A 24,662-nucleotide genomic window follows, 5' to 3' on the forward strand; every position below is an offset into this window, starting at 1 on the left:
GTGATCACAGGTGCCAGCCGAGCAAGTTCCAGTGCTGGCAGAACCAGAGGAGGGCCAGCAGCCCCGCCAGTACGACCACCTGATGGCCGCGGGCCAGGACGCCCGCGCGCCGCCAAGCCCTCACGGTCATGGCGACCGCGGCGACGGTGAGGGCGAGGACCAGCAGCGGCAGCGCCAGGAGGACCTGGACGTTGGTCGGCACGCCGTACAGGATGCTCGTGTCGCCGGTCAGAACCAGCGTGAACAGCACCACGAACACCAGCCCGGCCGCGGCGGCGAGCCCAGTCAAAACACGCCCAGCGCGCCAGACCCGCGAAACGGAACGCTTCCTGGCCGGACGGACCACGGCGGCCACCGGCAGGCCGAGCACGGCGGTCAGTGCGGTGACGGCGAACAGCAGGACGATGACGGCATTGACCGGCGGGGTGTCCCACCAGGGGACGCGCTGGTAGGCGGGGCCGTCCGTGGCCACGTACGCGACACCGCTCCCGCCGGTCATCAGCGCCAGCCGCTGCGTGCCGCCGTTCTGCTGATAGAGCCCAGGCCCCAGCGGGCTCCACGTCGAGCCTCCGAAGATGAGCTTCCCGCCTTCCACCCGCAGCCGGGTGGAACTGGTCAGGGCGACCACCTTCTCGATGCTGGACTCCGCGGACCTGGTGAGCTTGTAGAAGCCTTCGACAGGCACGACGGGAGCACCGCCGTCGGGCACGGCGCGCTCCCCAGGCAGGAAACGGTCGAAGAAGGCAGTAATGATCTTGGTCATGGCGTCGGCCCCGCCGAGACTGTTCGTGGAGACGAACAGGCCGAGGCCGGCGTCGGGCACCAGCAGCAACGCGCTCTGGAAGCCCTCCCAGCCGCCGTCGTGCATGAGCACGCGATGCCCGTTGAGTGTCTGCTCCTTGAACCCGTGGGCGTACCCGTCGATGCGCGGATCGGCAGCGAACGTCCGCCTGTGCATGAGCCGGGCCGTCGGCTCGTCGAGGATGCGCCGGTCGCCGAAGCGTCCGTCCAGCAGGTGAGCGATCATGAAGTGGGCCATGTCGTTCGCGGTGGCACTGATCGACCCGTCGGGGGCGAGGTTGTCGAAGACGAACGGCTTGCGCCGATACGCCCCGTCCTCGTAGTCGTAGCTGCGCGCCAGATCCGCGGCCAAGTGGGCGGGAACCGGCTCGGCGGCCGTGCTGTGCCGCATCGCGAGCGGGTCGAGGATGTGGTCGCGCACGTACTCGTCATACGGCTGCCCGCTCACCCGCGCCACGATGTGTCCGGCCAGCGCCGCCCCATAGTTCGAGTACGCCGACACCTCGCCGGGCGGACGCACCCGCGCGGGCATGTTGTCGGCGAGATAGTCCGCCAAGGGCGGCACGTCGTCCTTGCTCCGCGACCCCACGCCGATCGTGCGGTCCTCGAACCCGGCCGTGTGGTCCATCAGGTCCTGCAGCGTGATCGGCCGGGGGTAGGTCGCGGGGATCCGGAACGCGGTGAGGTAGCGGTTCAGGTCCGCCTTCAGGTCCAGCTTGCCCCGCTGAACCTGCTGCATCACCGCGGTCCAGGTGAACAGCTTGGTGATCGAGGCGATCCGGACCATCGAGGTGGCCGGGTCGAAGGGCCTGCGGTTCTCGACGTCGGCCAGCCCGTACCCCTTGCTGAAGAGCAGCTTCCCGCCGCCCACCACCGAGACGACCGCGCCCGGCACGTGGTCGGCCGCCAGCCCGTCCGCCACCGCGGCGTCGAAGAAGGCGGCCAGAGCGCGTTCGTCCGGAATCTCGGCAGCTGCCGCGGCGGGACGCGGCACGAGGATCATCAGCGCCGCGCACACCGCGACGAGCATCGAACGGAAGACATACACGGGCGGCTCCTGACCTTGTCGGGGCCATCCACGATGCGGCCGGCGAGGGCGCGGCCGCATCGCCATCGCGGCCATGGGCGTCTCCGACGAAAGTCGGAGACGCCCGGCGTCCAGCGCCGACGCCGGGATGAGGTGGTGCGCCGCCGCCCTGGCTACGCTGGACCGATGCTGTCGTTACGCGCGGCGCTGCGGCGGATGTCCGCGCTCGGGCCACACGCGATCAACGCGGCCTCCGTGGCGCTCTGCCTGTTCCTCACCGTCCTGGCGGTCAAGACGCCGTGGGCGCCGCTGCCGCGACCCGTCATCGCTGTCGCCGGGCTGGCGGGCACGGGTGCGATCTGGTTCCGGGGCCGCTGGCCGGTGGCGGTGGCCGTCGCCGGGGCGGGCGCGTACGTGCTGTCGGGCAATCCGGGGCCGCTGCTGATCAGCCTGTTCTCCGGCGCGGGCAGGCGTTTCCCGGCGCTGGCGGCGATCGGCATGGCGGGGTTCCTGGCCCAGCAGTGGGTGGACGGCGGCCGGTTGGGCACGGACGCGCTGATCTCGGCGGCGACCGCGACCGGGGTCACGCTGGCGGCAGGGGCGTACGCCACCACCCGCCGCGAGCTGACCCGATCGCTGCGCGAGCGCGCCGAACGCGCCGAGGCCGAGCAGCGTCTGCGCAACGAACAGGCGAGGTCCGCCGAGCGCGGCCGGATCGCCCGGGAGATGCACGACGTGCTCGCGCACAAGGTCACGCTCATCTCGCTGCATGCCGGCGGCCTCGAGGTGAACGCGAGCGCAGGGCCGGAGCGCATCGAGCGGGAGGCGGCGCTGATCAGGGTCAGCGCGCAGGAGGCCCTCGAAGAGCTGCGCAAGATCCTTGGCGTGCTGCGCGCCGGGCCCGACGATGACGACGACGGCTTCCCCGACCTGCGGCGGCTGGTGGACTCCTGGCGATCGGCCGGCGGGACCGTCACCCTGCACGGCGACATCGGCACGTGGCCATCGGAAACGGCCAGAGCCGCGCATCGCCTCGTCCAGGAGGGCCTGACCAATGCGCACAAGCACGCCCACGGGGCCCCGGTCACGGTCACGGCGACCGGGAGCAGGGAAGACGGCGTCACGATCACGGTCACCAACGGACCATCGCTCCAGCCGAGTCTGGAGACCGGCGCCGGGGTCGGCCTGGTGGGCCTGGCGGAGCGCTTCCGGCTGATCGGCGGAACGGTGCGCGGCGGGCCGGACGATGCGGGAGGCTGGCGTCTGGAGGGCCGGCTGCCGTGGCACGCCACGGACGCATTCCCGAGGGAATCACATGATCAGGACACTGCTGGTTGACGATGAGCCGCTGATCCGCGCGGGACTGCGGTTCATCATCGAGTCCGCACCCGACGTGGAGGTCGTGGGCGAGGCCGAGGACGGCAACCAGGCCGTCGACGCGGTCCGCCGCCTGGGGCCCGACGTCGTCCTGATGGACGTCAGGATGCCCCGGTACGACGGCCTCGCCGCCACCGGGGCCATCCGCCGGCTCGCCCGGACACCCGCGGTGATCATCCTCTCCACGTTAGACAGCGACGAGCACGTCTTCACCGCCCTGGAGGCGGGAGCCTGCGGGTTCCTGCTCAAGGACACCTCGCCGCACGACCTGATCCAGGCCATCCGTCTCGCGCACGGCGGCGACTCGATGCTGTCCCCGCGGATCACTCGGCGGCTGATCCACCGGCTCACCACCGACCAACCCATCCGGCGCCGCCGTGACGCGCTCGCCCGGCTGGAGACCCTGACCGGACGCGAGCGCGAGGTGCTCGTCGAGGTCGGGCTCGGCCACTCCAACACCGAGATCGCAGCCCGCCTGAACATGAGCGAGGCCACGGTCAAGAGCCACATCTCCCACCTGTTCGTCAAGCTCGCCGTCACGAACCGCGTACAAGTGGCCATCGCCGCCTACCGCGCCGGCCTGGTCGACTGACCACTCCGATGCCGCAGTAGCCGTCCTCACAACCAGGAACTGGCCGTGAAGACAAGGGAGACCACCAGGACGACCGCTCCAACGATCAGGAACAGCACGCTGTGAAGCACGCCACTGCCGACCGCCCCGTCCAGACGGACACGCTGGGGTCGCTCAGGGTCGTAGACCACCATGACTTGCTGGCCCACGCGAACCGGCGACGGGTTGAAGCCCAGGTCCGACTCGGTCTCCACCACGAAGCCCTGCAACGTCCGGAACCGCAGTGTGGGGTAGTACACGCGGTGGCCGCCGGACCGGCGCAGTCTCACGACGACGCCCGGCACCCGCGTCCCGTGCCGCCGCAGCCACTGCCCAACGGTGATGACACGGACGCTCGTCCCGATGAACACCGCTCCGAACACGATTCCGAACAATGGCACGATGCTCATGTCCACTGCCTCCCCATCTCGTTCGAGGGCCTGCACCGCCGAAGCCCGACCCGGTCGATCACCTGCCGGTGACAGCGTCACCGGAAGTCATCAGAAGGAGCGATGGGATCGCGGCAGCTTGCCGGACGCCTTGTGGTCCTTGCGATTCCCCGGCATGGACCGCACCGGTGCTCTCATGTCCCGGCGCATCACGCTTCTCCGTGACGGCCCGGTGTGTTTCACGGCAGTAGGATTCCGGGCCACGATTGCAAACGGCTTGGATCTTGCTGCAGGATGCACGACCGCTTCGCGGCGGCGGGACGCGCGCCGCCTTCGCCGAGTGGCTCGCCGTACAGAGGTCTACGCCTCTGCACCGGCCCGTGGCTCGACATCCGGGTGGCGGATGTGGAACTGTCCGACGGCAGGCATCTGGACCACCGGCTGATCCGCCGCCGGACTGTAGGAACCGAATGAAGTCCGGGCAGCGGGACGGCTCGTCCCCATGGCTGGGCACGAGCCGTACAGCGAAAGATGCGGAGCTACTCCTCGGCCGGGATCAGGCCCGTCTGGCAGGCGCCCCACTCGAATGGGTCACCTAGTTTGCCGTCGGTGCCCCCGATCCCGCAGTACCCGTTCCTGCCTCAGAGCCATGGCCGACGGCAGCGCTTTGCTGGTGTAGCGAGAAACCGCCGTCAGAAAGGCTGCATCTGATCGATCACCTTCGTCGAGATCTCCACGATCACCTCGACCTTGGTCAAGTCGGCTCTGACGTCATCGGCACTGAAACGGGGGGAGCCCAGGCGCGGGTACTCTGCTTCGTTCCGTCGCCGCCGCATCCGGTCGAAAGACCGCAGACTCTGCCCCAGCGGTGGATCAAGCTGTGCACTGACCGCCTCATACACGGCGATGTGCCCGCCTCGGCTACTGGCCCGAAGACCTTGGTTCTCCAGCACCGCGCACAGAGCCTTGCGAGCCGCGTCGTAGAGCAGTTGGTAGGCGCCGATCGGATCCGATTCCATTGCAAGGCGAGCCGTCGCCATGTGTTTGCGGGCCTGAGTCAGCAGTTCCTCCGCCTGTGCGCGGCTCGCCGCCACTTTTTCGATCTCACCACGGCCGAGCATGCCTTCAAGGGCAGCGCGCCCCTGCTCCCATCTCACCGGCTCTCCCTCTTCTCAATCTTGAGTCGGACAAGCGGCCGAGATCTGACCGTTTCCAGGAAGGGGTCGCCGGCAGATGCCTCCCAGTCGTCGCGGCTGAGCCGACGTATGTTCACCTCTCTGCCGAGTTGCCGCTCCGCGGCCCTGGCGGCCTCGTAAAGATCGTCCTCATCGGCGGCTCCGACAACCAGGACGTCCACATCCTTCGGTACTCTTCCCGGCTCGCCCGAGTAGCGCGCGGCCCAGGAGCCGTAGATGTACGCCTCCTCAACAGCAGCGATTTCGGAGAGCCGCTCACCGAGCACCGCCACCGGGCCATACGTCAAGGCGAGCAGCTCGGTCAGCGGGCGGGCCACGACCACGTCGGTGTCCGCCTGGACCATCCGCAGGTTGCCGATCCTGCGCTCGATGAGCAAACCCGCAGCAGCGAGACGATCGACTTCGCGAGTCACCGTAGGGGCCGAGACGCCGAACCTCTTCGCCAGCTCAATTAGGGGGTACTCCTCACCTGGGTGCAGAAAGAGCCAGGCCAGGAGCTCCCCCTGAAATGGAGAGCGCAGCAGCGGAAGCAAGACGGATGGCGGCTGTTTCATAACCTGAAACATAGCTTGCAGCTTACGCAAGTCCCAGCGTCCGCGCGCCGGAATCGACATCCGCGTCCGCGTGCCGCGCGAACGGTCTCAGCGGAGTTCAGATGCGGGTTCCAAACTCCATCTGGCAGACATCCGTGGACGGGTCACCCAGCTTGACGTTGGTGCCCCCGATCCCGCAGTACCCATTGGGCACTTTGTACAGGTACTGCTGGCGGTAGCGCTTCGCTTCAGGCAACAGATGCACGACCTAATGAGCCTTGGACCGGTACTCAGCCCACCTGTCGACCGCCTCTTGAAGGTCAAGAGCGGCAACGGCCTCACGCGCCATCCCGGCCGTGAAGATCAACCGGTCCGCGAGCCAATCCGGAACCGGTTCTCTAGGAGGTGCGTTCTCCACCCTCATGTGATCGGCCAGCCTGCCAAGGCGTTCGATCACCTGACCGAGCTGGATGATCTCGGGACGGCCTGCACCCACCTCGCGGACCCTCGCCGTCGCCTCCGCGTACACCTCCGCGTCGGCACGCTCACCGACAGCCCACACCTCGCAGATCTCCACTGACTTGTCCTCAGTGACGCGATAGACGACACGCCAGGTGTTGCGACCGACAACCAGTTTCCGGAAGCTGGTCAGCTCCCCGCCGAGTGGGTAACCAGCTTCAGGATTGTCCACCAGGAGGAGGATCTTCTTGAGCACTTTGGGTACCGCGTCCGGGCCAATGCGCCGGAGGTCGTCGACTGCCGGCGCCGTGAAGACGACGTCCGACACGGTTCACTCATCGTCCGGGAGGGCGGACAGCGACTCTCGAGTATGCCCGAAAGCGGCAAGCACCTCGTCGAACGAGACCCGCTCTCCCGTATCCGTGACCGACCGAGCAAGCACCAGCGCCAGATCACGAAGATCAGCCGCCGCCTCCTCCAACTCATTGAGCCGGCGAATGCTCACCACCGCCGCCACTGGCTGATGCCGACGGGTGACCACCAGATCGGTCCCCTGTTCCGCATCAGCCACCAGGCGGGCAACGCCCCGCTGGGCCGCCTCTGTGACGCTCAGTTCAGTGGCGTCGTGCAGAACAGTCATGCATCAACTGTACAGGTTTCTGTTCAGAACCGCAGCGGTCTCGGCGGAGCATCGGTTCATGCCTCGCCGGAGGTCAGGCCGACCGGGCAGGCCACGCCCGTGCCGCCGATCCCGCAGTACCCATTAGGCACTTTGTACAGGTACTGCTGGTGATAATCCTCCGCGTAGTAGAACGGCCCGGCCTCGGCCAGTTCGGTGGTGATGTCGCCGTAGCCGGCCTCCCTCAGCACCCCCTGGTACGCCTCCCGCGAAGCCTCCGCCGCCTTGCGCTGCTCCGGCGAGTGGTAGTAGATGGCCGAGCGGTACTGGGTGCCGACGTCGTTGCCCTGGCGCATGCCCTGCGTGGGGTCGTGGGCCTCCCAGAAGACCTTGAGGAGCTCCTCGTACGAGATCCGGGCGGGGTCGAAGACCACGCGGACGGCCTCGGTGTGGCCGGTGAGGCCGGAGCAGACCTCCTCGTACGTCGGGTTGGGGGTGTAGCCGCCCTGGTAGCCGACGGCCGTGGTGACGACGCCCGGGGTCTGCCAGAACTTGCGCTCGGCGCCCCAGAAGCAGCCCAGGCCGAAGTCGGCCACCTCCAGCTCCTCGGGGTACGGCGGGGCCAGCGGAGCGTCCAGGACCGCGTGGCGCGGCGCCACGGGCATCCGCTCCGGGCGGCCCGGCAGGGCGTCCTCCGGCCGGACCATCGATGTCTTGTTGCCGCCGAACAGCCAGCCCATAGCACTACCTCCAGCTCGCCTTCTCGGGTCAGCCTACCTGGGCCGCCGCGGCGGACCCGGTGGGCTTCACCTCTCGCAACGCTTTAGGAGATCTACACATTTCCGCTTAGAGGGTGAAATTTGTGGTTAAGGGTGGTAAGCGGCGAAGATGGGATTCATGCCTGACTCTCGGCGCGGTGTGCTGTTCGGGATCGCCGCCTACACCATGTGGGGCCTCTTCCCCCTCTACTGGCCTCTCCTCAAGCCCTCCGGCGCCGTGGAGATCCTCGCCCACCGGATGGTGTGGTCACTCGTGTCCGTGCTCGCGGTGCTCGCCGTCCGCCGCCACTGGTCCTGGTTCAAGGAGCTGGCCAGGCAGCCGCGCAAGCTCGCCCTGCTCACGCTGGCCGCCATCACGGTCACGATCAACTGGGGCACCTACATCTACGCCGTCAACAGCGGCCACGTCGTGGAGACCGCGCTCGGCTACTTCATCAACCCCCTGGTCAGCGTGCTGTTCGGGGTGGTGCTGCTGCGCGAGCGGCTGCGTCCGCTGCAGTGGACGGCGGTCGGGTTCGGGGCGCTGGCGGTGGTGGTGCTGACCTTCGACTACGGCCGGCTGCCGTGGGTGGCGCTGGTGCTGGCCGTCAGCTTCGGCATCTACGGGCTGGTGAAGAAGAAGGCGAACGTCGAGGCGACCGAGAGCCTGGCGATCGAGACGCTGGTGCTGCTGCTGCCCGCGCTCGGCTACCTGGTCTTCCTCCAGGCGAGCGGGGAGTCGACGTTCCCCGGTCAGGGGTGGGGGCACGCGGCGCTGCTGGTCGGCGCCGGGCTCATCACGGCGGTGCCGCTGCTCTGCTTCGGCGTGGCGGCGATCAGGGTGCCGCTCAGCACGATCGGGCTGCTGCAGTACATCGCGCCGATCCTGCAGTTCGCGTGCGGGGTGCTGATCGCCAAGGAGGTCATGCCGTCCAGCCGATGGATCGGGTTCTCGATCGTGTGGCTGGCCCTGGCGATCTTCACGTACGACAGCCTCAGGACGGCCCGCCAGACCGCCCGGGTACGCAGGAACGCGGCCTCAGCCGGAACGCCGGACCACGTAGTCGCACAGAGCTAGGAACGCCTCGCGGGCCGGGATGTCCGGCAGACCGGAGATGTCGTCCCGCGCCCGGTCCACCCACGCCTCCAGCTCGGCCCGCGACCGCGCCATGGCGGGGTCGGCGCGCAGCAGCTCCAGAGCCTCCTCGACGTCCTCCTCGGCCACGGGGCCCGACAGCAGCGCGGTCAGGCGCGGGGAGTCGCCGGCGGCCAGCGCGTAGAGGACGGGCAGGGTCCTGATGCCCTCGCGCAGGTCGGTGCCCGGCGTCTTGCCCGACTGCGCGCCGGAGGAGGCCACGTCGAGCAGGTCGTCGCCGAGCTGCCAGGCCACGCCGATCGCCTCGCAGGCGCGGCTCAGGCGCTCCTCCACGTCCGCGGGGGCGCCGGACAGCAGCGCGCCGAACCGGCCGGAGGCGGCGATGAGGGAGCCGGTCTTGTCGGCCAGCACGTTGAGGTAGTGCGCGATCGGGTCCTCGCCGTCGCGCGGGCCCACGGTCTCGCGGATCTGGCCGCGTACGAGGCGGGAGAACGTCTGGGCCTGGATGCGGATCAGCTCGGGGCCGAGGTCCGCGAGCAGGTCGCTGGCCTGGGCGAAAAGGTAGTCGCCGGTCAGGATGGCCACGGTGTTGTCCCACCGGGCGTTCGCGGACGGCGAGCCCCGGCGCACCGGGGCCTCGTCCATGACGTCGTCGTGGTAGAGCGAGCCGAGGTGGGTCAGCTCGATGACCACCGCGCCGGGCACGACACCCGGCGCGGACGGATCGCCGAACTGGGCGGCCAGCAACACCATCAGCGTGCGGAACCGCTTGCCGCCCGCCTCGATGAGGTGCTTGGACGCCTCCGTGACGAAGGCGTCCTCGCTCTCCACCGACGAGCGCAGGAGCTTCTCGACCGCGGCCAGTCCGTTGGCCACGTCCTGCGCCAACCGCTCGTCCTCAATGGGAAGGTCAACCACGGGTGGCGCAGACATAGAGATTCCCCTTATCTAATGAACAGGCTGCTAGCAGCGTCGTTGGCGATACCGAGCACGGACTCCGGGTAGAGCCCCACTCCTACGGTAACCAGCAGCGAAACCGCGATGACCGCCACGGTCCCCGTACTGGGCACGGCGATCGCCGGGCCGTCGGCGGCGGGCTCGCTGAAGAACATCAGCACGATCACGCGGACGTAGAAGAACGCGGCCACCGCGGAGGCGATCACGCCCACCACGACCAGGCCGGCCATCCAGCCGCCGATCGGGTCGCCGGGCTGCGTGCCACTGTCGAGGGCGGCCGCGAACACGGCGTACTTGCCGAAGAATCCGCTGGTCAGCGGGATGCCCGCGAAGGCCAGCAGGAAGAAGGCGAACGTGCCGGCGAGCACCGGGGCGCGCTTGCCGAGACCGGCCCAGCGCGACAGGTGACCGGCCTCGCCGCCCGGGTCGCGGATCAGCGTGACGACCGCGAACGCGCCGACCGTGGTGACGCCGTAGACCGCGAGGTAGAACAGGATCGCCTTGAGGGAGACCGCGTTCTGCTCGGCGGTGCCGAAGGTCGCCATCACGCCGACGAGCAGGAAGCCCGCGTGCGCGACCGACGAGTACGCCAGCATCCGCTTGATCTCGGTCTGCGTGATCGCCAGCACGGAGCCGACGATCATGGTCAGCGCCGCGATGACCCAGATGACCGGACGCCAGTCCCAGTCGAGGTTGCCGAGGCCGACCCAGAACACCCGCAGCACCGCGCCCACGGCCGCGATCAGCGTGCCGGAGGCCATGAGGGCGGTGATCGGGGTCGGGGCGCCCTGGTAGACGTCCGGCTTCCAGGCCTGGAACGGCGCCGCGCCGATCTTGAAGAGCAGGCCCACGCCGAGCATGGAGAGCCCGATCAGCAGCAGCGGGTCCAGCCCGGTCCCGGCCGACAGCGCCTGGTTGATGCCGGGCAGCGAGACGGTGCCCGCGAACCCGTAGATCATGGCGGTGCCGTACAGGAAGAACGCCGAGGAGAACGCGCCGAGCAGGAAGTACTTCATCGACGCCTCCTGCGACAGCAGGCGGCGCCGGCGGGCCAGGCCGCACAGCAGGTAGAGCGGCAGCGACATGACCTCAAGGGCCACGAACATCATCAGCAGGTCGTGCGCGGCCGGGAACAGCAGCATGCCGCCGACCGCGAACAGCACCAGCGGGTAGACCTCGGTGTGGCCGGAGCCGTTGTCGACGGACTCGGCCGCCTCCTCGTCGGAGCTGCCCGGCACGCTCGCCGCCGAGGCGACGAAGTGTCCCTCGTCGTTGATGAGCAGCACGCACACGAACGACAGGACGAGGATGACGCCCCAGAGGAACAGCGACGGGCCGTCCACGGCCAGCGCCCCCATGGCGGAGGGGGCGGTGGACACCTGGCCGCGCAGCACCTGCACCAGCACCAGCGCGAACGCGCCGGCCAGGCTCAGCAGGGTGAGCGGCACGTGGATGGACTTGCGCAGGTAGCGCGGCGCGAACGCCTCGACGAGCACGCCGATGATGGCCGCGCCGAACACGATCAGCAGCGGCGCCAGGGTGCCGTACTCGATCGTGGGTGCGTCAATGGCGGGGTTCACTGACCTGTCCCCTTCTCAGCGATGGTGGAGACCGGCACCTGCACGTTGGTCAGCGTCTGGTGCACGGACGGGTTGATCACGTCGAGCAGCGGCTTCGGGAAGAAGCCGAACCCGATGATCAGCGCGACGAGCGGGGCCAGGACCCAGATCTCGCGGGCGTTGAGGTCCTTGAACGCCTTGACCGGCTCGGCCGTCGGACCGTTGATGGTCCGCTGCACCATCCACAGGATGTAGACGGCGGCGAGGATGACGGCGACCGCCGAGATCACCGCGGCGGCGTTCAGGGCGCCGGAGCCGTGGGCCTGGCTCTCGTACGTCCCGATCATGACCATGAACTCGCTGACAAAGGACGACAGGCCCGGCAGCGAGAGCCCGGCCAGACCGGCGACCAGGAAGAAGCCGGCCAGCACCGGGGCCACCCGCTGAACGCCGCCGTAGTCGCTGATGAACGGCGAGCCGCGGCGCGCGATGAGGAAGCCCGCCGCCAGGAACAGCGCGCCGGTGGCGAAGCCGTGGTTGACCATGTAGAGGGCGGCGCCGGACGACGCCGTCAGCGACATGGCGAACACGCCCAGCACGATGAAGCCGAAGTGCGAGATCGACGTGTACGCGATGAGGCGCTTCATGTCGGTCTGCCCGATGGCGACGATCGCGCCGTAGATGATGCTGATGACCGCCAGCACCACGATCGGCATCGTGAACGCCTTGGCGGCGTCGGGGAACAGCTCCAGGCAGAAGCGCAGCATGCCGAACGTGCCGACCTTGTCCAGCACGCCGACCAGCAGCACCGCGGCGCCGGCCGGGGCCTGGGCCGCCGCGTCGGGCAGCCAGGTGTGCACCGGCCACAGCGGCGCCTTGATGGCGAAGGCGATGAAGAAGCCGCCGAACAGCCACTTCTGCATCGTCGGGTCCTGGATGGCCCCGACGAGCTCCGGGAACATGAACGTGGACTTGCCGGCCACGACGTAGAGCCCGATCACCGCGACCAGCATGAGCAGGCCGCCGAAGAGCGAGTACAGCAGGAACTTCACGGCCGCGTAGGACCGCTGGGCGCCGCCGTACGACCCGATCATGAAGTACATCGGGATGAGCATGGCCTCGAAGAACACGTAGAAGAGGAAGATGTCGGTCGCCGCGAAGACGCCGATCATCATCGTCTCCAGCACCAGCAGCAGCGAGAAGTACGTCTTCACCGACCGCTTGGGCGTGACGAGCGTGCCGTCGGCGGTCTTCACGCCGTCGGCGTCGTGCCAGGAGGCCAGCACCACGATCGGCACCAGCACCGCCGACAGCGCGATGAGCACGAGTGCCACGCCGTCGACGCCGACCCCGAACTTCACGCCGAAGCTCGGGATCCAGTTGTAGGCGGCGGTGAACTGGAAGCGGTCGCCGTCGGGGTCGAACCCGGCCGCCATGACGCCCGTGAGCACCAGCACCGCAAGCGAGACCAGCAGCGTGACCTGCTTGGCCAGCTTGTCGCTGCCCTTGGGAAGCAGGGCCACCACGATGGCGCCCACCACGGGCACCGCCATGAGTATCGGAAGCCAGGGTGACATCAGATGGTCCCAACGAGGAGCAGGGCGCCGGTCAGCAGGGCGGCACCGATGAAGATGGACAACGCGTACGTCCTGGCGAAGCCCGTCTGGATCCGCCGGAGGCGGCCCGAACTGCCGCCGATGCCGGCGGCCAGGCCGTTGACCAGGCCGTCGATGCCGCGGTTGTCGAAGAACACCGCGAGGCGGGTCAGCCACTGGCCGGGGCGCATGAACAGCGACTCGTTGAGCGCGTCGCCGTAGAGGTCACGGCGGGCGAACGTGGTGAGGAACGAGCCGCGCGGCTGCACGGCGGGCACCTCGGCCCGGCCGTAGCGCATCCAGGCGAAGACCGCGCCGACCGCGACGAGCGCGAGCGTGACCAGACCCGGGGTGGTGAACGGGTTGAAGTGCGGCGCGTCGGCCGTCGAGCCGCCCACTGCCGGGATCAGGAAGTTGTACAGCGTCCCGCCCAGCACCAGCCACGCACCGAGGCCCAGTGCGCCCAGCGACAGCACCATGAGCGGCACCGTCATGACGAGCGGCGACTCGTGCGGGTGGGCGTCGTCCGCCCACCGCTTCTGCCCGAAGAAGGTCATGAAGACCATCCGGGACATGTAGAAGCCGGTGATGCCCGCGCCGAGCACGGCCAGCCAGCCGAGGACCGGCGAGTGGTGCACCGCGGTCTCGATGATGCCGTCCTTGGTGAAGTAGCCGGACAGCAGCGGGAAGCCGATGATCGCGAGGTAGCCGATGAAGAACGTGATGAACGTGATCGGCATGAACTTCCGCAGCCCGCCGTACTTCCGCATGTTCACCTCGTCGTTCATGCCGTGCATGACCGAGCCGGCGCCGAGGAAGAGGTCGGCCTTGAAGAAGCCGTGCGTGATGAGGTGGCCGATGGCGAAGGCGTAGCCCGCCGGGCCGAGGCCCGCGCCGAGCATCATGTAGCCGATCTGCGACATGGTCGAGCCGGCCAGGCCCTTCTTGATGTCGTCCTTCGCGCAACCGATGATGGCGCCGGCGAGCAGCGTGGCCGCGCCGACGATGGTGACGGCCAGCGCCGCCCCCGAGCCCTCGGGGAAGAAGAACGCGCCGGAGCGGACCACCAGGTAGACGCCCGCGGTGACCATGGTCGCGGCGTGGATGAGGGCCGAGACCGGGGTCGGGCCCTCCATCGCGTCGAGGAGCCAGGACTGCAGCGGGAGCTGGGCGGACTTGCCGCACGCGCCGAGGAGCAGCAGCAGGCCGATGGCGAGCATGACGCCGTCGGAGGCGCCGGTCTCGCCGATCTTGGCGCCGAGGTCCTTGAAGGCGAGCGTGCCGAACGTCGTCCAGATGACGAACATGCCGACCAGCAGGCCGAAGTCACCGACGCGGTTGACGACGAACGCCTTCTTCGCCGCGACCGCCGCCGACGGCTTGAACTGCCAGAAGCCGATGAGCAGGTAGGACGCCAGGCCGACGCCCTCCCAGCCGATGAACAGCCCGACGTAGTTGTCGGCCAGCACCAGCAGGAGCATCGCCGAGACGAACAGGTTGAGGTAGGCGAAGAACCTGCGCCGGTGCTCGTCGTGCGCCATGTAGCCGATCGAGTAGATGTGGATCAGCGAGCCCACACCGGTGATCAGCAGCGCGAAGCTGATCGACAGCGGGTCGATCAGCAGCCCCATCTTCAGGTCGAGGTTGGGGATGAACTCGTACAGCTCGACCGCCCGGCGCCGCTCGCTCGCACCGAACCCGATCAGCTCGAAGAACGCCAGCACCGCCACGACGAACGAGGCGAGGGACATGGCCACGCCCAGCAGATGGCCCCAGCGGTTGGTGAGCTTGTTGAACGCCAGCAGGATGAACGCCCCGACCAGCGGGAAGGCGATCATCAGCCAGGCGTTGCCGATCACGCCGCCGGTGTGCTGGGTGATCTGAGCGATTTCAGACTCCACCAGTCACCTCTTAGTACTTCAGCAGGTTGGCGTCGTCGACGGACGCGGACCTGCGGGTTCGGAAGATCGTCACGATGATGGCCAGGCCGACGACGACCTCGGCCGCGGCCACCACCATCACGAAGAACGCGATGATCTGGCCTTCCAGGTTGCCGACCTGCCTGGAGAAGGTGACGAAGGCGAGGTTGCAGGCGTTGAGCATCAGCTCGACGCACATGAACACCACGATCGCGTTGCGCCTGATCAGCACGCCCATGGCGCCGATGGCGAACAGCAGGCCGGACAGGACGAGGTAGTGCGTGGTCACTTGGTCACCTCACTGCCGTGCTCGGTCGCGTCCTGCTCGGCCTCCGTGGGCGCCTCGTCCTGCTCGGCCGTGTGCTTGATGGCCTCGGCGAGCCGGGGATCGGCGGGAAGGCGGTCGTGCTCGACGTCGTAGCGGGCGATGTAGCGGTTGACGGAGGCCTCGGCCACCGACCCGTCGGGCAGCAGCGCCGGCATGTCGATGGCGTTGTTCCTGGCGTAGGTGCCCGGCCCCGGCAGCGGGGACGGACGGTCGCCCTGGAAGCGGGCCCTGGACAGGTCCTTCTGCGTCGGCTTCTCGAACAGCCGCTCGCGGTGCGTGAGCACCATCGCGGCCAGCGCCGCGGTGATGAGCAGCGCGGAGGTGATCTCGAAGGCGAAGACGTACTTCGTGAACAGCGCGAGCGCGATCGAGCGGATGTAGCCGCTCCCGCCGGCGGTGGCCTGCTGGAGGCCGGCCGCCGGGGCGAAGACCGCGTTGCCGACGGCCACGACGATCAGCGTGCCGAAGCCGAGCGCCGCGATGACCGCCCAGAAGCGCTGCCCCTTGAGCGTCTCGACGAAGGAGTCGGAGGAGTCGACGCCGACGAGCATGAGCACGAACAGGAACAGCATCATGATCGCGCCGGTGTAGACGATGATCTGCACCGCGGCCAGGAACGGCGCGTCCTGCACCGCGTACAGGACCGCGAGGCTGAGCATCACCGTGCCGAGCATCAGCGCGGAGTAGACGGCCTTCCGGTTGAAGACCATGCCGAGTGCCGCACCGACCGAGACGACGGCGAGCACCCAGAACGTGATGGTCTCACCCATTGGTCCGCCCCAGCCGGTAGTAGTCCTCTTCGGTCTCACCGAGCCGCATGGGGTGCGGCGGCTGCTCCATGCCCTGGGTCAGCGGCGCGAGCAACATCTCCTTGGTGTAGATGAGGCTCTCGCGGCTGCTGTCGGCGAGCTCGTACTCGTTGGTCATGGTGAGCGCGCGGGTCGGGCAGGCCTCGATGCAGAGACCGCACAGGATGCACCGCAGATAGTTGATCTGGTAGGTGCGCCCGTAGCGCTCGCCGGGCGAGAAGCGCTCCTCGTCGGTGTTGTCCGCGCCCTCGACGTAGATCGCGTCGGCGGGACACGCCCAGGCGCACAGCTCGCACCCGACGCACTTCTCCAGCCCGTCCGGCCAGCGGTTGAGCTGGTGACGCCCGTGGAAGCGCGGCGCCGTCGGCTTCTTGACCTCCGGGTAGTTGGTCGTGACGGGCTTCTTGAACATCGTGTGGAAGGTGACCCCGAAGCCCTTGACGGGGTTCAGCCAATCAGTTAGTCCCACTGGGAATCTCCTTGTGCTGCACCCCGTGGTAGTGCGGCAGATCGAGCGGCGGCACCGGGAAGCCACCTGCCGCGGGCTCGTTGGACAGTTGCTCGAACTCGGCGTCGACCTCGGCCTTCCTGGCCTCCTTGCGCCGCTGGTTGACGGTGTCGAACCGCATCCAGATGGCCAGCGCGCCGACCACGATGACCGCGCCCAGCGCGACCCCGATCATCCTGTTGTCCTCGTTGACCACGATGTTGCGGACCGCGGCCACCAGGAGGATCCAGGCCAGGTTGACCGGGATGAGCACCTTCCAGCCCAGCGACATGAGCTGGTCGTAGCGCACGCGGGGCAGCGAGGCGCGCACCCACACGATGAAGCAGAAGGTCAGCACGAACTTGATGAAGAACCACAGCGCCGGCATCCAGCCCGTGTGCGCCCACTCCCACTCCATCGGCAGCGGGGCCCGCCAGCCGCCGAGGAACAGCGTCACGGCGATGGCGGACGCGGTGAAGGTGTGGAGGTACTCGCCCATCATGATGAGCGCGAACTTCAGCGACGAGGAGTATTCGGTCTGGAAGCCGCCGACCAGCTCGCCCTCGCCCTCGGGCAGGTCGAACGGGATGCGGGCCGCCTCGCCGAACATGCAGACCACGTAGATGAGGAACGACGGGATCAGCAGCACCGCGTACCAGGTCTCGGCCTGCGCCTTGACGATCTCCGAGGTGGACAGCGTGCCCGCGAAGATGAACACCGCCACGAACGACAGGCCCATCGCGATCTCGTACGAGACCACCTGGGCCGCCGAGCGCAGACCGCCGAGCAGCGCGTAAGGCGAGCGCGACGACCAGCCGGCCAGCACCACGCCGTAGACCGACACCGCGCCCATGGCCAGCATGAACAGCACCGCCACCGGCAGGTCGACGAGCTGCAGCGGCGTCTGGACGCCGAACAGGTTGACCATCGGCGCGAACGGCACGATCGAGAAGGCCAGGAACGCCGGGATCACCATGATGACCGGGGCCAGCAGGTAGAGCACCTTGTCCACGGTCCGCGGGAACAGGTCCTCCTTCAGGCCCATCTTCAGTCCGTCGGCGACGGACTGAAGGAGGCCGAACTTCCCGGCCCGGTTGGGGCCGTAGCGGTGCTGCATCCTGGCGATCAGCTTGCGCTCGAACCAGACGCCGAACAGGATGCCCAGCATCAGGAAGACGAACAGCATCACGGCCTTGATGATGGTGATCCACAGCGGGTCCTTGCCGAAGTCGGCGAGGGTGGGATCGGCCGCGAGAACGTGGGTCATGAGGCGCTCCCGATGGTGACGATGTCGCCGGCCACCGCGCGCAGGTCACGGGTGACCGAGCAGCCGCCGGAGTTCGCCGGCACCCAGACCACGCGGTCCGGCAGGTCGGCGACGCGCACGGGGAGGGTGACGTCGCCGCCCACCACCAGCTTGTCGCCGTCCGCGACGCCCAGCTCGGCGGCCGTGCTCGCGGAGACCAGTGCTTCGGCGGGGCGGGCGGTGCCCGCCAGGTAAGGCTCGCCGTCCTGCAGCCTGCCCTCGTCGAGCAGCAGGTGCCAGGTCGCCAGCAGCGCCTGGCCGGCCGCGGGGGCCGCCTGGGCGCGGGTGGCGAGCTGCGGCGCGGGCACCCGGCTGCCACGCCAGGAGCCGAGGATGGCCAGCTCGCGCCGGACCGCCTTGGCGTCCGGCAGGCCGAGGTGCACGTCCATGCGGTCGGCCAGGTTGGCGATCACGGCGAGGTCGCTCTGCAGGCCGGGGACCTTGAGGGGCGCGTCGAAGCTGCGGCCGCGGCCCTCCCAGTTGACGAACGTGCCGCTCTTCTCCTGGACGGCGGCGACCGGCAGGACCACGTCGGCGCGGTCGGTGACGGCGCTGGCGCGGATCTCCAGGCTGACGATGAACGGGGTGTTCTCCAGCGCGTCGAGCGCCGCCGCCGGGTCGGCCAGGTCGTACGGGTCCACACCCGCCACGACCAGCGCGTCCAGCTCGCCGTCGCGGGCGGCGGCGAGGATGCCGGCCGTGTCGCGGCCCGGCGTGGCGGGCAGCGAGGCGACGTTCCACACCCGGGCCACCTCGGCCCTGGCGCTCTCGTCCTCGACCGGGCGGCCGATCGGCAGCAGGTTGGGCAGCGCGCCGGCCTCGAGCGCGCCGCGCTCACCGGCCCGCCGCGGCACCCAGGCGAGCCGGGCGCCGCTGGCGCCCGCCAGCCGGACCAGCGCCGACAGCGCGCCCGGCGTGGTGGCCAGGCGCTCGCCGGCCAGCACGATCGTGCCCTCGGGCAGCCGCCCGACCAGCTCGCCGATGGCGTCGGCCTCGGCGCCCGGCGCGGTCTGGACGAGCACGCCGCCCATCTTGACCAGGCCAGGAGTGGCGAACGGGGCGATCGAGGAGACCTTGAGGCCCTTCTTCAGCGCCGCCTTGCGCAGGCGCAGGAAGACGATCGGCGACTCCTCCTCGGGCTCGAACCCGACGAGCAGCACGTGCGGGGCGTTCTCGAGGTCGGCGTAGCTGATCTCGATGCCCTTGCCGGCGACCGCGTGGGCCAGGAACTGCGCCTCCTCGGCGGAGTGCGGCCTGGCGCGGAAGTCGACGTCGTTGCTCGCGAGGGCGAGCCGGGCGAACTTGGCGTAGGCGTAGGAGTCCTCGACCGTGACCCGGCCGCCGACCAGCACGCCGGCCTTGCCGCGGGCCTTGGCGAGGCCCTGCGCGGCGACCGTCAGCGCCTCCGGCCACGAGGCGGGCACGAGCACGCCCTCCTCGTTGCGGACCAGCGGCGTCTTGAGCCGGTCGGGCTGCGTGGCGTAGCTGAACGCCCAGCGGCCCTTGTCGCAGTTCCACTCCTCGTTGACCTGGGGGTCGTTGCCCGCCAGGCGGCGGGTGACGCGGCCGCGCCGGTGGTCGGTGCGCAGGCTGCACCCGGAGGCGCAGTGCTCGCACGCGCTCGGCGTGGACACCAGGTCGAACGGGCGGGCCCGGAACCGGTAGGCGGCGCCGGTGAGCGCGCCCACCGGGCAGATCTGCACGGTGTTGCCCGAGAAGTAGGAGTTGAACGGCTTGCCGTCGGCCGTGCGCACCTGCTCCTTGGCCCCGCGCTCGAAGAACTCGATGAGCGGGTCGCCGGCGATCTGGTCGGAGAAGCGGATGCAGCGCGCGCACTGGACGCAGCGCTCGCGGTCCAGCAGCACCTGCGTGGACAGCGGCAGCGGCTTGGGGAAGGTCCGCTTCTGCTCCTGGAAGCGGGACTCGCCGCGGCCGTTGGACATGGCCTGGTTCTGCAGGGGGCACTCGCCGCCCTTGTCGCAGACCGGGCAGTCCAGCGGGTGGTTGAGCAGCAGGAACTCCATCGCCGCGCGCTGCGCCTTCTCGGCGACCGGCGAGGTGAGCTGGGTCTGCACGACCATGCCCTCGGCGACCTCGATCGCGCACGACGGCTGCGGCTTGGGGAAGCCGCGGCCGTTGCCCGCGTCGGGGATGTCGACCAGGCACTGGCGGCAGTTGGCCGCCGGGTCGAGGAGCGGGTGGTCACAGAACCTCGGGATCTGGATGCCCAGCAGCTCGGCGGCCCTGATGATCAGAGTGCCCTTGGGGACACTGACCTGGAACCCGTCGATGGTCAGGGTCACCAGGTTCGTTTCGGTCTCTACGACGGTCACTGCTCACCCCAGAGAGTGGACTTCTTCGGGTCGAACGGGCAACCGCCGATCTCGAAGTGCTTGAGGTACTCCTCGCGGAAGTACTTCACCGAGGAGTGGATCGGGCTGGTCGCGCCGTCGCCGAGGGCGCAGAACGAACGGCCCAGGATGTTGTCCGCGATGTCGGTGATCGTGGTCAGGTCCTCCTCGGTGCCCTGGCCCTTCTCCAGGCGCTTCAGCACCTGCTTGAGCCAGTAGGTGCCCTCGCGGCACGGCGTGCACTTGCCGCACGACTCGTGCGCGTAGAACTCCGTCCACCGCAGCACGGTGCGGACCACGCAGGTCGTCTCGTCGAAGATCTGCAGGGCCCGGGTGCCGAGCATCGAGCCCTTCGCGCCGACCCCTTCGAAGTCGAGCGGGACGTCGAGGTGCTCGTCGGTGAAGATCGGCGTGGAGGAGCCGCCGGGCGTCCAGAACTTGATCTGGTGCCCGGCCCTGATGCCGCCCGCCATGTCGAGCAGCTCGCGCAGCGTGATGCCGAGCGGGGCCTCGTACTGGCCGGGCCTGGTCACGTGGCCGCTGAGCGAGAAGATGCCGAAGCCCTTGGACTTCTCGGTGCCCATGCCGGCGAACCACTCGGCGCCGTTGGCGATGATCGAGGGAACAGACGCGATCGACTCGACGTTGTTGACCACGGTAGGCGAGGCGTAGAGGCCCGCCACGGCGGGGAACGGGGGCTTGAGCCGAGGTTGACCTCTGAAGCCCTCCAGCGAGTCCAGCAGCGCCGTCTCCTCGCCGCAGATGTACGCGCCGGCGCCGCTGTGCACGACCAGCTCCAGGTCGAAGCCGGAGCCGAAGATGTCGGTGCCGAGGTAGCCCTTCTCGTACGCCTCCCGCACGGCCGCGTGCAGCCGCCGGATGACGTGCAGCACCTCGCCCCGCACGTAGATGAAGGCGTGGCTGGCCCGGATCGCGTACGAGGTGATGATGATCCCCTCGACCAGCGCGTGCGGGTTGGCCATCATGAGCGGGATGTCCTTGCAGGTGCCCGGCTCCGACTCGTCGGCGTTGACGACGAGGTAGTGCGGCTTGCCGTCGCCCTGCGGGATGAAGCCCCACTTCATGCCGGTGGGGAAGCCCGCGCCGCCGCGGCCGCGCAGGCCGGAGTCCTTGACGGCCTGGATGACGGCGTCGGGGTCCATGCCGAGCGCCTTCTTGGCCGCCGCGTACTCGCCGTAGGCGTCGAGGGTGTAGGAGTCGGGACGGTCCCAGTTAGCGGTCAGGACCGGGGTCAGCGTGGTCGTCATGCCTCCGGGGCCTTCCATCCTTTGGCCTTGGCCACCTTCAGGCCCTCAAGGGAGGGGCCGGCGGCCGACGGGCCCTCGCCCGCCAGGTCGTCGGGCAGGCCCGCGAGCACCCGCGAGGCCTCCTTGAAGGTGCACAGCTTCTTCGGGCCGCGCGTGGGCGCCACGTCCTTGCCAGCGCGCAGGTCGTCCACGAGCTGCTTGGCCGACTCGGGCGTCTGGTTGTCGAAGAACTCCCAGTTGACCATCATCACGGGCGCGAAGTCGCAGGCGGCGTTGCACTCCAGCCGCTCCAGGGAGACCTTGCCGTCGCCGGTGGTCTCCTCGTGACCCACGCCGACGTGCTCGGAGAGCTGCTCCCAGATCTCGTCGCCGCCCATGACCGCGCACAGCGCGTTGATGCACACGCCGACGTGGTAGTCGCCCGCGGGCTTGCGCTTGTACATGGTGTAGAAGGTCGCGACGCCCGTGACCTCGGCCTTGCTGATGCCGAGCATCTCGGCGCAGAACTCCTGGCCGTCGTCGGAGACGTAGCCGTCCTCCGACTGCACGAGGTGGAGCAGCGGCAGCAGGGCCGACCGCGTCTTCGGGTAGCGGCCGATGATCTCCTTGGCGTCTCGTTCGAGACGCTCGCGGATTTCCGGCGAGTACGTCACCGGTCCACACCTCCCATGACGGGGTCGATAGAAGCCACCGCGGCGATCACGTCGGCGACCTGGCCGCCCTCCGCCATCGCGGGGAAGCTCTGCAGGTTGCAGAAGGACGGCTCGCGGAAGTGCACGCGGTAGGGGCGGGTGCCGCCGTCGCTCACCACGTGGGCGCCGAGCTCGCCCTTGGGCGACTCGATGCTGGCGTACGCCTGCCCGGCCGGCACCCGGAAGCCCTCGGTGACCAGCTTGAAGTGGTGGATGAGCGCCTCCATCGAGGTGCCCATGATGTGGGCGATGTGGTCGGGCGAGTTGCCGAACCCGTCGGGGCCGAGCGCGAGCTGCGCCGGCCAGCCGATCTTCTTGTCCTCGATCATCACGGGCTGGCCCTTGAGCTCGGGACCGGCGATCCGGTCGAGCGCCTGCTCGATGATCTTGAGGGACTCCTCCATCTCCTTCATGCGGACGAGGTAGCGCGAGTAGACGTCGCAGCCGCGCTCGGTGGCGACCTCGAACTCGTACGTCTCGTAACCGCAGTAGGGCTGCGACTTGCGCAGGTCCCACGGGAGGCCGGCGGCCCGCAGGATGGGCCCGGTGACGCCGAGCGCCATGCAGCCGGTCAGGTCGAGGTAGGCCACGTCCTTGGTGCGGCGCACGTAGACGGGGTTCTCGTCGAGGAGCTTGCGGATGTCCTTGATCCGCTTGGGCATCTCCTTCAGGAACTCGCCGACCTTGTCCACCGCGCCGGCCGGCAGGTCCACGCTGACGCCGCCGGGGCGGACGTAGGCGTGGTTCATGCGCAGACCGGTGATGTACTCGAACAGGTCCATGACCATCTCGCGGTCACGGTAGCCGAACAGGAACGGCGTGGTCGCGCCGAGCTCCATGCCGAACGTGCCCATCGCCACCAGGTGCGAGGCGATGCGGTTGAGCTCCATCATCATCACGCGGATGGCCTGCGCCCGCGGCGGGATGCGGTCGGTGATGCCGAGCAGCTTCTCGACGCCCAGGCAGTAGGCGGTCTCGTTGAAGATCGGCGAGAGGTAGTCCATGCGGGTGACGAACGTGGTGCCCTGCGTCCACGTCCGGTATTCCATGTTCTTCTCGATGCCGGTGTGCAGGTAGCCGATGACGCCGCGCGCCTCGGTCACCGTCTCGCCGTCGAGCGTGAGGACCAGGCGGAGCACCCCGTGCGTGGACGGGTGCTGCGGGCCCATGTTGACGACCAGCCGCTCTTCCTCGGAGTCGCGGACGCCGGTGACCACCTGGTCCCAGTCGGCTCCGTTGACCGAGTAGACCTTGCCCTCTGTCGCCTCGTCGTAGGACGTGCTCACGAGTAGTACCTCCTCCGGTCCGGCGCGGGGATGGTGGCGCCGCGGTATTCCACCGGGATGCCGCCCAGCGGATAGTCCTTGCGCTGCGGGTGGCCGTCCCAGTCGTCCGGCATCATGATCCGGGTGAGCCCGGGGTGGCCGTCGAAGACGATGCCGAAGAAGTCGTACGTCTCCCGCTCGTGCCAGTCGTGACCAGGGTAAACGCTGACCGTGGATGGAATGTGCGGGTCGGCGTCCGGGCAGGCGACCTCAAGCCGCACCCGCCTGTTGTGGGTGATCGAGCACAGGTGGTAGACGGCGTGCAGCTCCTCGCCCGCGAGGTGCGGGTAGTGGACGCCGGAGACGCCGAGCGACAGCTCGAAGCGGAGCGTCGGCTCGTCGCGCATCTTCCTGCACACCTCGACGATGCGCTCGCGCTTGACGTGCAGGGTCAGCTCGCCGCGGTCGACGACCACGCGCTCGATCGCGTCGTCGAGCGCCAGGGCGTCGACGACCTCGTCGAAGTAGCCGCCGTACGGGCGGGGCGTGGACAGCTGCGGCGCCCGGCGCACGACGAGGCCGCCGTAGCCGGAGGTGTCACCGGAGTCCTGGGCGCCGAACATGCCGCGCCGGGCGACCGGCGGCTCCTGGGCCGCCGGCACCTCGGGCACCTGCGCGTCGGGGACCTCGGGGAGGTTGTCGGGCGAGGTCACTTCGCTGCCCCCTGGTCGATCACCGGCAGCGTACGCAGCGCCCGCAGTTCGAGCTCGTCGATCTGCTTGGCGCGGTGCGCGCCGAACTTCATGTTCTGGATCTTGTCGTGCAGCTTGACGATGGCGTCGATGAGCATCTCGGGCCGCGGCGGGCAGCCGGGCAGGTAGATGTCGACCGGCACGACGTGGTCGACGCCCTGGACGATCGCGTAGTTGTTGAACATGCCGCCGCTGGAGGCGCACACGCCCATCGCGATGACCCACTTGGGCTCGGCCATCTGGTCGTAGATCTGGCGCAGCACCGGCGCCATCTTCTGCGAGACGCGGCCGGCGACGATCATGAGGTCGGCCTGCCGGGGAGACGCCGAAGCGCGCTCCATGCCGAAGCGCGCCAGGTCGTAGTGGGGGCCACCGGTGGCCATCAGCTCGATGGCGCAACAGGCGAGGCCGAAGGTGGCCGGCCACACGGAGTTCTTGCGCGCCCATCCGGCGGCCGCCTCGACGGTGCTGAGGATGAAGCCGCTGGGGAGTTTCTCTTCAAGTCCCAT

Annotated in this window: 24 protein-coding genes; 3 read left to right on the forward strand and 21 right to left on the reverse strand. The window is 69.0% G+C overall.

Translation table 11 applies throughout. The features are described 5' to 3' along the window. Positions 1-4 precede the first annotated feature (4 nt). Positions 5-1,849 carry a serine hydrolase domain-containing protein gene (locus ABD292_RS17115; protein WP_344208250.1) on the reverse strand — a complete coding sequence of 615 codons (1,845 nt, stop codon included), beginning with the start codon at positions 1,847-1,849 and terminating at the stop codon, positions 5-7. 165 nt (positions 1,850-2,014) lie between these two features. Between ABD292_RS17115 and ABD292_RS17120 the strand changes: the two genes are divergently transcribed. Continuing rightward, complete coding sequence (locus ABD292_RS17120) at positions 2,015-3,166, forward strand: sensor histidine kinase (protein ID WP_344208251.1); 1,152 nt, start codon at positions 2,015-2,017, stop codon at positions 3,164-3,166. Beyond that, positions 3,144-3,797 (forward strand): response regulator, encoded by a 654-nt coding sequence (locus ABD292_RS17125; RefSeq protein WP_344208252.1) that lies wholly within the window; start codon positions 3,144-3,146, stop codon positions 3,795-3,797. Before ABD292_RS17120 ends, ABD292_RS17125 begins: the two co-directional genes overlap by 23 nt. Positions 3,798-3,823: 26 nt before the next feature. Here ABD292_RS17125 and ABD292_RS17130 read toward each other — a convergent pair whose 3' ends face one another. The 6 genes from ABD292_RS17130 to msrA form a co-directional block, all read right to left on the reverse strand. Next, a complete protein-coding gene (locus ABD292_RS17130; protein ID WP_344208253.1) occupies positions 3,824-4,225 on the reverse strand; it encodes a DUF3592 domain-containing protein in 402 nt (133 codons plus the stop codon). Between the two features lie 671 nt (positions 4,226-4,896). Then, complete coding sequence (locus tag ABD292_RS17135) at positions 4,897-5,361, reverse strand: HEPN domain-containing protein (protein WP_344208254.1); 465 nt, start codon at positions 5,359-5,361, stop codon at positions 4,897-4,899. Continuing rightward, positions 5,358-5,954: a hypothetical protein gene (locus ABD292_RS17140; RefSeq protein ID WP_344208255.1), complete on the reverse strand. Its 597-nt coding sequence runs from the start codon at positions 5,952-5,954 to the stop codon at positions 5,358-5,360. The genes ABD292_RS17135 and ABD292_RS17140 overlap by 4 nt, the downstream gene beginning before the upstream one ends. Before the next feature lie 247 nt (positions 5,955-6,201). Continuing rightward, a complete protein-coding gene (locus ABD292_RS17145) occupies positions 6,202-6,720 on the reverse strand; it encodes a type II toxin-antitoxin system RelE family toxin (RefSeq protein WP_344208256.1) in 519 nt (172 codons plus the stop codon). Between the two features lie 3 nt (positions 6,721-6,723). Then, positions 6,724-7,032, reverse strand: a complete 309-nt coding sequence (locus ABD292_RS17150; RefSeq protein WP_344208257.1) for a type II toxin-antitoxin system prevent-host-death family antitoxin — start codon at positions 7,030-7,032, stop codon at positions 6,724-6,726. A 56-nt stretch (positions 7,033-7,088) separates the two neighbouring features. After that, positions 7,089-7,751 (reverse strand): peptide-methionine (S)-S-oxide reductase MsrA, encoded by a 663-nt coding sequence (msrA, locus tag ABD292_RS17155; RefSeq protein WP_344208258.1) that lies wholly within the window; start codon positions 7,749-7,751, stop codon positions 7,089-7,091. A gap of 157 nt (positions 7,752-7,908) precedes the next feature. Between msrA and rarD the strand changes: the two genes are divergently transcribed. After that, positions 7,909-8,847, forward strand: coding sequence for an EamA family transporter RarD (gene rarD / locus ABD292_RS17160; RefSeq protein WP_344208259.1), 939 nt, complete (start codon positions 7,909-7,911; stop codon positions 8,845-8,847). Here the strand turns inward: rarD and ABD292_RS17165 are convergent. The 14 genes from ABD292_RS17165 to ABD292_RS17230 form a co-directional block, all read right to left on the reverse strand. Beyond that, on the reverse strand, positions 8,809-9,798 hold the full coding sequence (locus tag ABD292_RS17165; RefSeq protein WP_344208260.1) for a polyprenyl synthetase family protein: 990 nt from the start codon (positions 9,796-9,798) through the stop codon (positions 8,809-8,811). The two genes, rarD and ABD292_RS17165, sit on opposite strands and share 39 nt — an antisense overlap. 11 nt (positions 9,799-9,809) lie before the next feature. After that, complete coding sequence (nuoN, locus tag ABD292_RS17170; RefSeq protein WP_344208261.1) at positions 9,810-11,402, reverse strand: NADH-quinone oxidoreductase subunit NuoN; 1,593 nt, start codon at positions 11,400-11,402, stop codon at positions 9,810-9,812. After that, positions 11,399-12,958 carry an NADH-quinone oxidoreductase subunit M gene (locus ABD292_RS17175; RefSeq protein ID WP_344208262.1) on the reverse strand — a complete coding sequence of 520 codons (1,560 nt, stop codon included), beginning with the start codon at positions 12,956-12,958 and terminating at the stop codon, positions 11,399-11,401. Before ABD292_RS17175 ends, nuoN begins: the two co-directional genes overlap by 4 nt. Further along, a complete protein-coding gene (nuoL, locus tag ABD292_RS17180) occupies positions 12,958-14,814 on the reverse strand; it encodes an NADH-quinone oxidoreductase subunit L (protein ID WP_344209082.1) in 1,857 nt (618 codons plus the stop codon). The genes ABD292_RS17175 and nuoL overlap by 1 nt, the downstream gene beginning before the upstream one ends. Before the next feature lie 73 nt (positions 14,815-14,887). Then, the gene (gene nuoK / locus ABD292_RS17185) at positions 14,888-15,184 is read right to left on the reverse strand and encodes an NADH-quinone oxidoreductase subunit NuoK (protein WP_020542667.1); all 297 of its coding nucleotides are present in this window, start codon (positions 15,182-15,184) and stop codon (positions 14,888-14,890) included. Next, positions 15,181-15,993, reverse strand: a complete 813-nt coding sequence (locus tag ABD292_RS17190) for an NADH-quinone oxidoreductase subunit J (RefSeq protein WP_344208264.1) — start codon at positions 15,991-15,993, stop codon at positions 15,181-15,183. The genes nuoK and ABD292_RS17190 overlap by 4 nt, the downstream gene beginning before the upstream one ends. Continuing rightward, positions 15,986-16,501 carry an NADH-quinone oxidoreductase subunit NuoI gene (gene nuoI, locus ABD292_RS17195; RefSeq protein WP_344208265.1) on the reverse strand — a complete coding sequence of 172 codons (516 nt, stop codon included), beginning with the start codon at positions 16,499-16,501 and terminating at the stop codon, positions 15,986-15,988. Before nuoI ends, ABD292_RS17190 begins: the two co-directional genes overlap by 8 nt. Beyond that, complete coding sequence (nuoH, locus tag ABD292_RS17200) at positions 16,488-17,786, reverse strand: NADH-quinone oxidoreductase subunit NuoH (RefSeq protein ID WP_344208266.1); 1,299 nt, start codon at positions 17,784-17,786, stop codon at positions 16,488-16,490. Before nuoH ends, nuoI begins: the two co-directional genes overlap by 14 nt. After that, entirely contained in the window at positions 17,783-20,158 is a 2,376-nt protein-coding gene (locus ABD292_RS17205) for an NADH-quinone oxidoreductase subunit G (protein WP_344208267.1), read from the reverse strand. The genes nuoH and ABD292_RS17205 overlap by 4 nt, the downstream gene beginning before the upstream one ends. After that, positions 20,155-21,444, reverse strand: a complete 1,290-nt coding sequence (gene nuoF / locus ABD292_RS17210; RefSeq protein WP_344208268.1) for an NADH-quinone oxidoreductase subunit NuoF — start codon at positions 21,442-21,444, stop codon at positions 20,155-20,157. Before nuoF ends, ABD292_RS17205 begins: the two co-directional genes overlap by 4 nt. Continuing rightward, positions 21,441-22,097 carry an NADH-quinone oxidoreductase subunit NuoE gene (gene nuoE, locus ABD292_RS17215; protein ID WP_344208269.1) on the reverse strand — a complete coding sequence of 219 codons (657 nt, stop codon included), beginning with the start codon at positions 22,095-22,097 and terminating at the stop codon, positions 21,441-21,443. Before nuoE ends, nuoF begins: the two co-directional genes overlap by 4 nt. Then, positions 22,094-23,422, reverse strand: a complete 1,329-nt coding sequence (locus ABD292_RS17220) for an NADH-quinone oxidoreductase subunit D (RefSeq protein WP_329586885.1) — start codon at positions 23,420-23,422, stop codon at positions 22,094-22,096. The genes nuoE and ABD292_RS17220 overlap by 4 nt, the downstream gene beginning before the upstream one ends. Further along, positions 23,419-24,114 carry an NADH-quinone oxidoreductase subunit C gene (locus tag ABD292_RS17225; protein ID WP_425565106.1) on the reverse strand — a complete coding sequence of 232 codons (696 nt, stop codon included), beginning with the start codon at positions 24,112-24,114 and terminating at the stop codon, positions 23,419-23,421. The genes ABD292_RS17220 and ABD292_RS17225 overlap by 4 nt, the downstream gene beginning before the upstream one ends. Beyond that, positions 24,111-24,662 (reverse strand): NuoB/complex I 20 kDa subunit family protein, encoded by a 552-nt coding sequence (locus tag ABD292_RS17230; RefSeq protein WP_344208270.1) that lies wholly within the window; start codon positions 24,660-24,662, stop codon positions 24,111-24,113. The genes ABD292_RS17225 and ABD292_RS17230 overlap by 4 nt, the downstream gene beginning before the upstream one ends.

Origin of the sequence: Nonomuraea bangladeshensis, from assembly GCF_039529455.1 — a bacterium.
In the GTDB taxonomy this organism is placed as follows: Bacteria; Actinomycetota; Actinomycetes; order Streptosporangiales; family Streptosporangiaceae; genus Nonomuraea; species Nonomuraea bangladeshensis.

Excerpts from the sequence above, each read along its gene's own strand:
- ABD292_RS17120 (WP_344208251.1), top strand. The coding sequence starts at position 2,015 with ATGCTGTCGTTACGCGCGGCGCTGCGGCGGATGTCCGCGCTCGGGCCA.
- ABD292_RS17125 (WP_344208252.1), top strand. The coding sequence starts at position 3,144 with ATGATCAGGACACTGCTGGTTGACGATGAGCCGCTGATCCGCGCGGGA.
- ABD292_RS17130 (WP_344208253.1), bottom strand. The coding sequence starts at position 4,225 with ATGAGCATCGTGCCATTGTTCGGAATCGTGTTCGGAGCGGTGTTCATC.
- ABD292_RS17140 (WP_344208255.1), bottom strand. The coding sequence starts at position 5,954 with ATGAAACAGCCGCCATCCGTCTTGCTTCCGCTGCTGCGCTCTCCATTT.
- ABD292_RS17150 (WP_344208257.1), bottom strand. The coding sequence starts at position 7,032 with ATGACTGTTCTGCACGACGCCACTGAACTGAGCGTCACAGAGGCGGCC.
- msrA (WP_344208258.1), bottom strand. The coding sequence starts at position 7,751 with ATGGGCTGGCTGTTCGGCGGCAACAAGACATCGATGGTCCGGCCGGAG.
- rarD (WP_344208259.1), top strand. The coding sequence starts at position 7,909 with ATGCCTGACTCTCGGCGCGGTGTGCTGTTCGGGATCGCCGCCTACACC.
- ABD292_RS17165 (WP_344208260.1), bottom strand. The coding sequence starts at position 9,798 with ATGTCTGCGCCACCCGTGGTTGACCTTCCCATTGAGGACGAGCGGTTG.
- ABD292_RS17175 (WP_344208262.1), bottom strand. The coding sequence starts at position 12,958 with ATGTCACCCTGGCTTCCGATACTCATGGCGGTGCCCGTGGTGGGCGCC.
- nuoL (WP_344209082.1), bottom strand. The coding sequence starts at position 14,814 with ATGATCGCCTTCCCGCTGGTCGGGGCGTTCATCCTGCTGGCGTTCAAC.
- ABD292_RS17190 (WP_344208264.1), bottom strand. The coding sequence starts at position 15,993 with ATGGGTGAGACCATCACGTTCTGGGTGCTCGCCGTCGTCTCGGTCGGT.
- nuoH (WP_344208266.1), bottom strand. The coding sequence starts at position 17,786 with ATGACCCACGTTCTCGCGGCCGATCCCACCCTCGCCGACTTCGGCAAG.
- nuoF (WP_344208268.1), bottom strand. The coding sequence starts at position 21,444 with ATGACGACCACGCTGACCCCGGTCCTGACCGCTAACTGGGACCGTCCC.
- ABD292_RS17230 (WP_344208270.1), bottom strand. The coding sequence starts at position 24,662 with ATGGGACTTGAAGAGAAACTCCCCAGCGGCTTCATCCTCAGCACCGTC.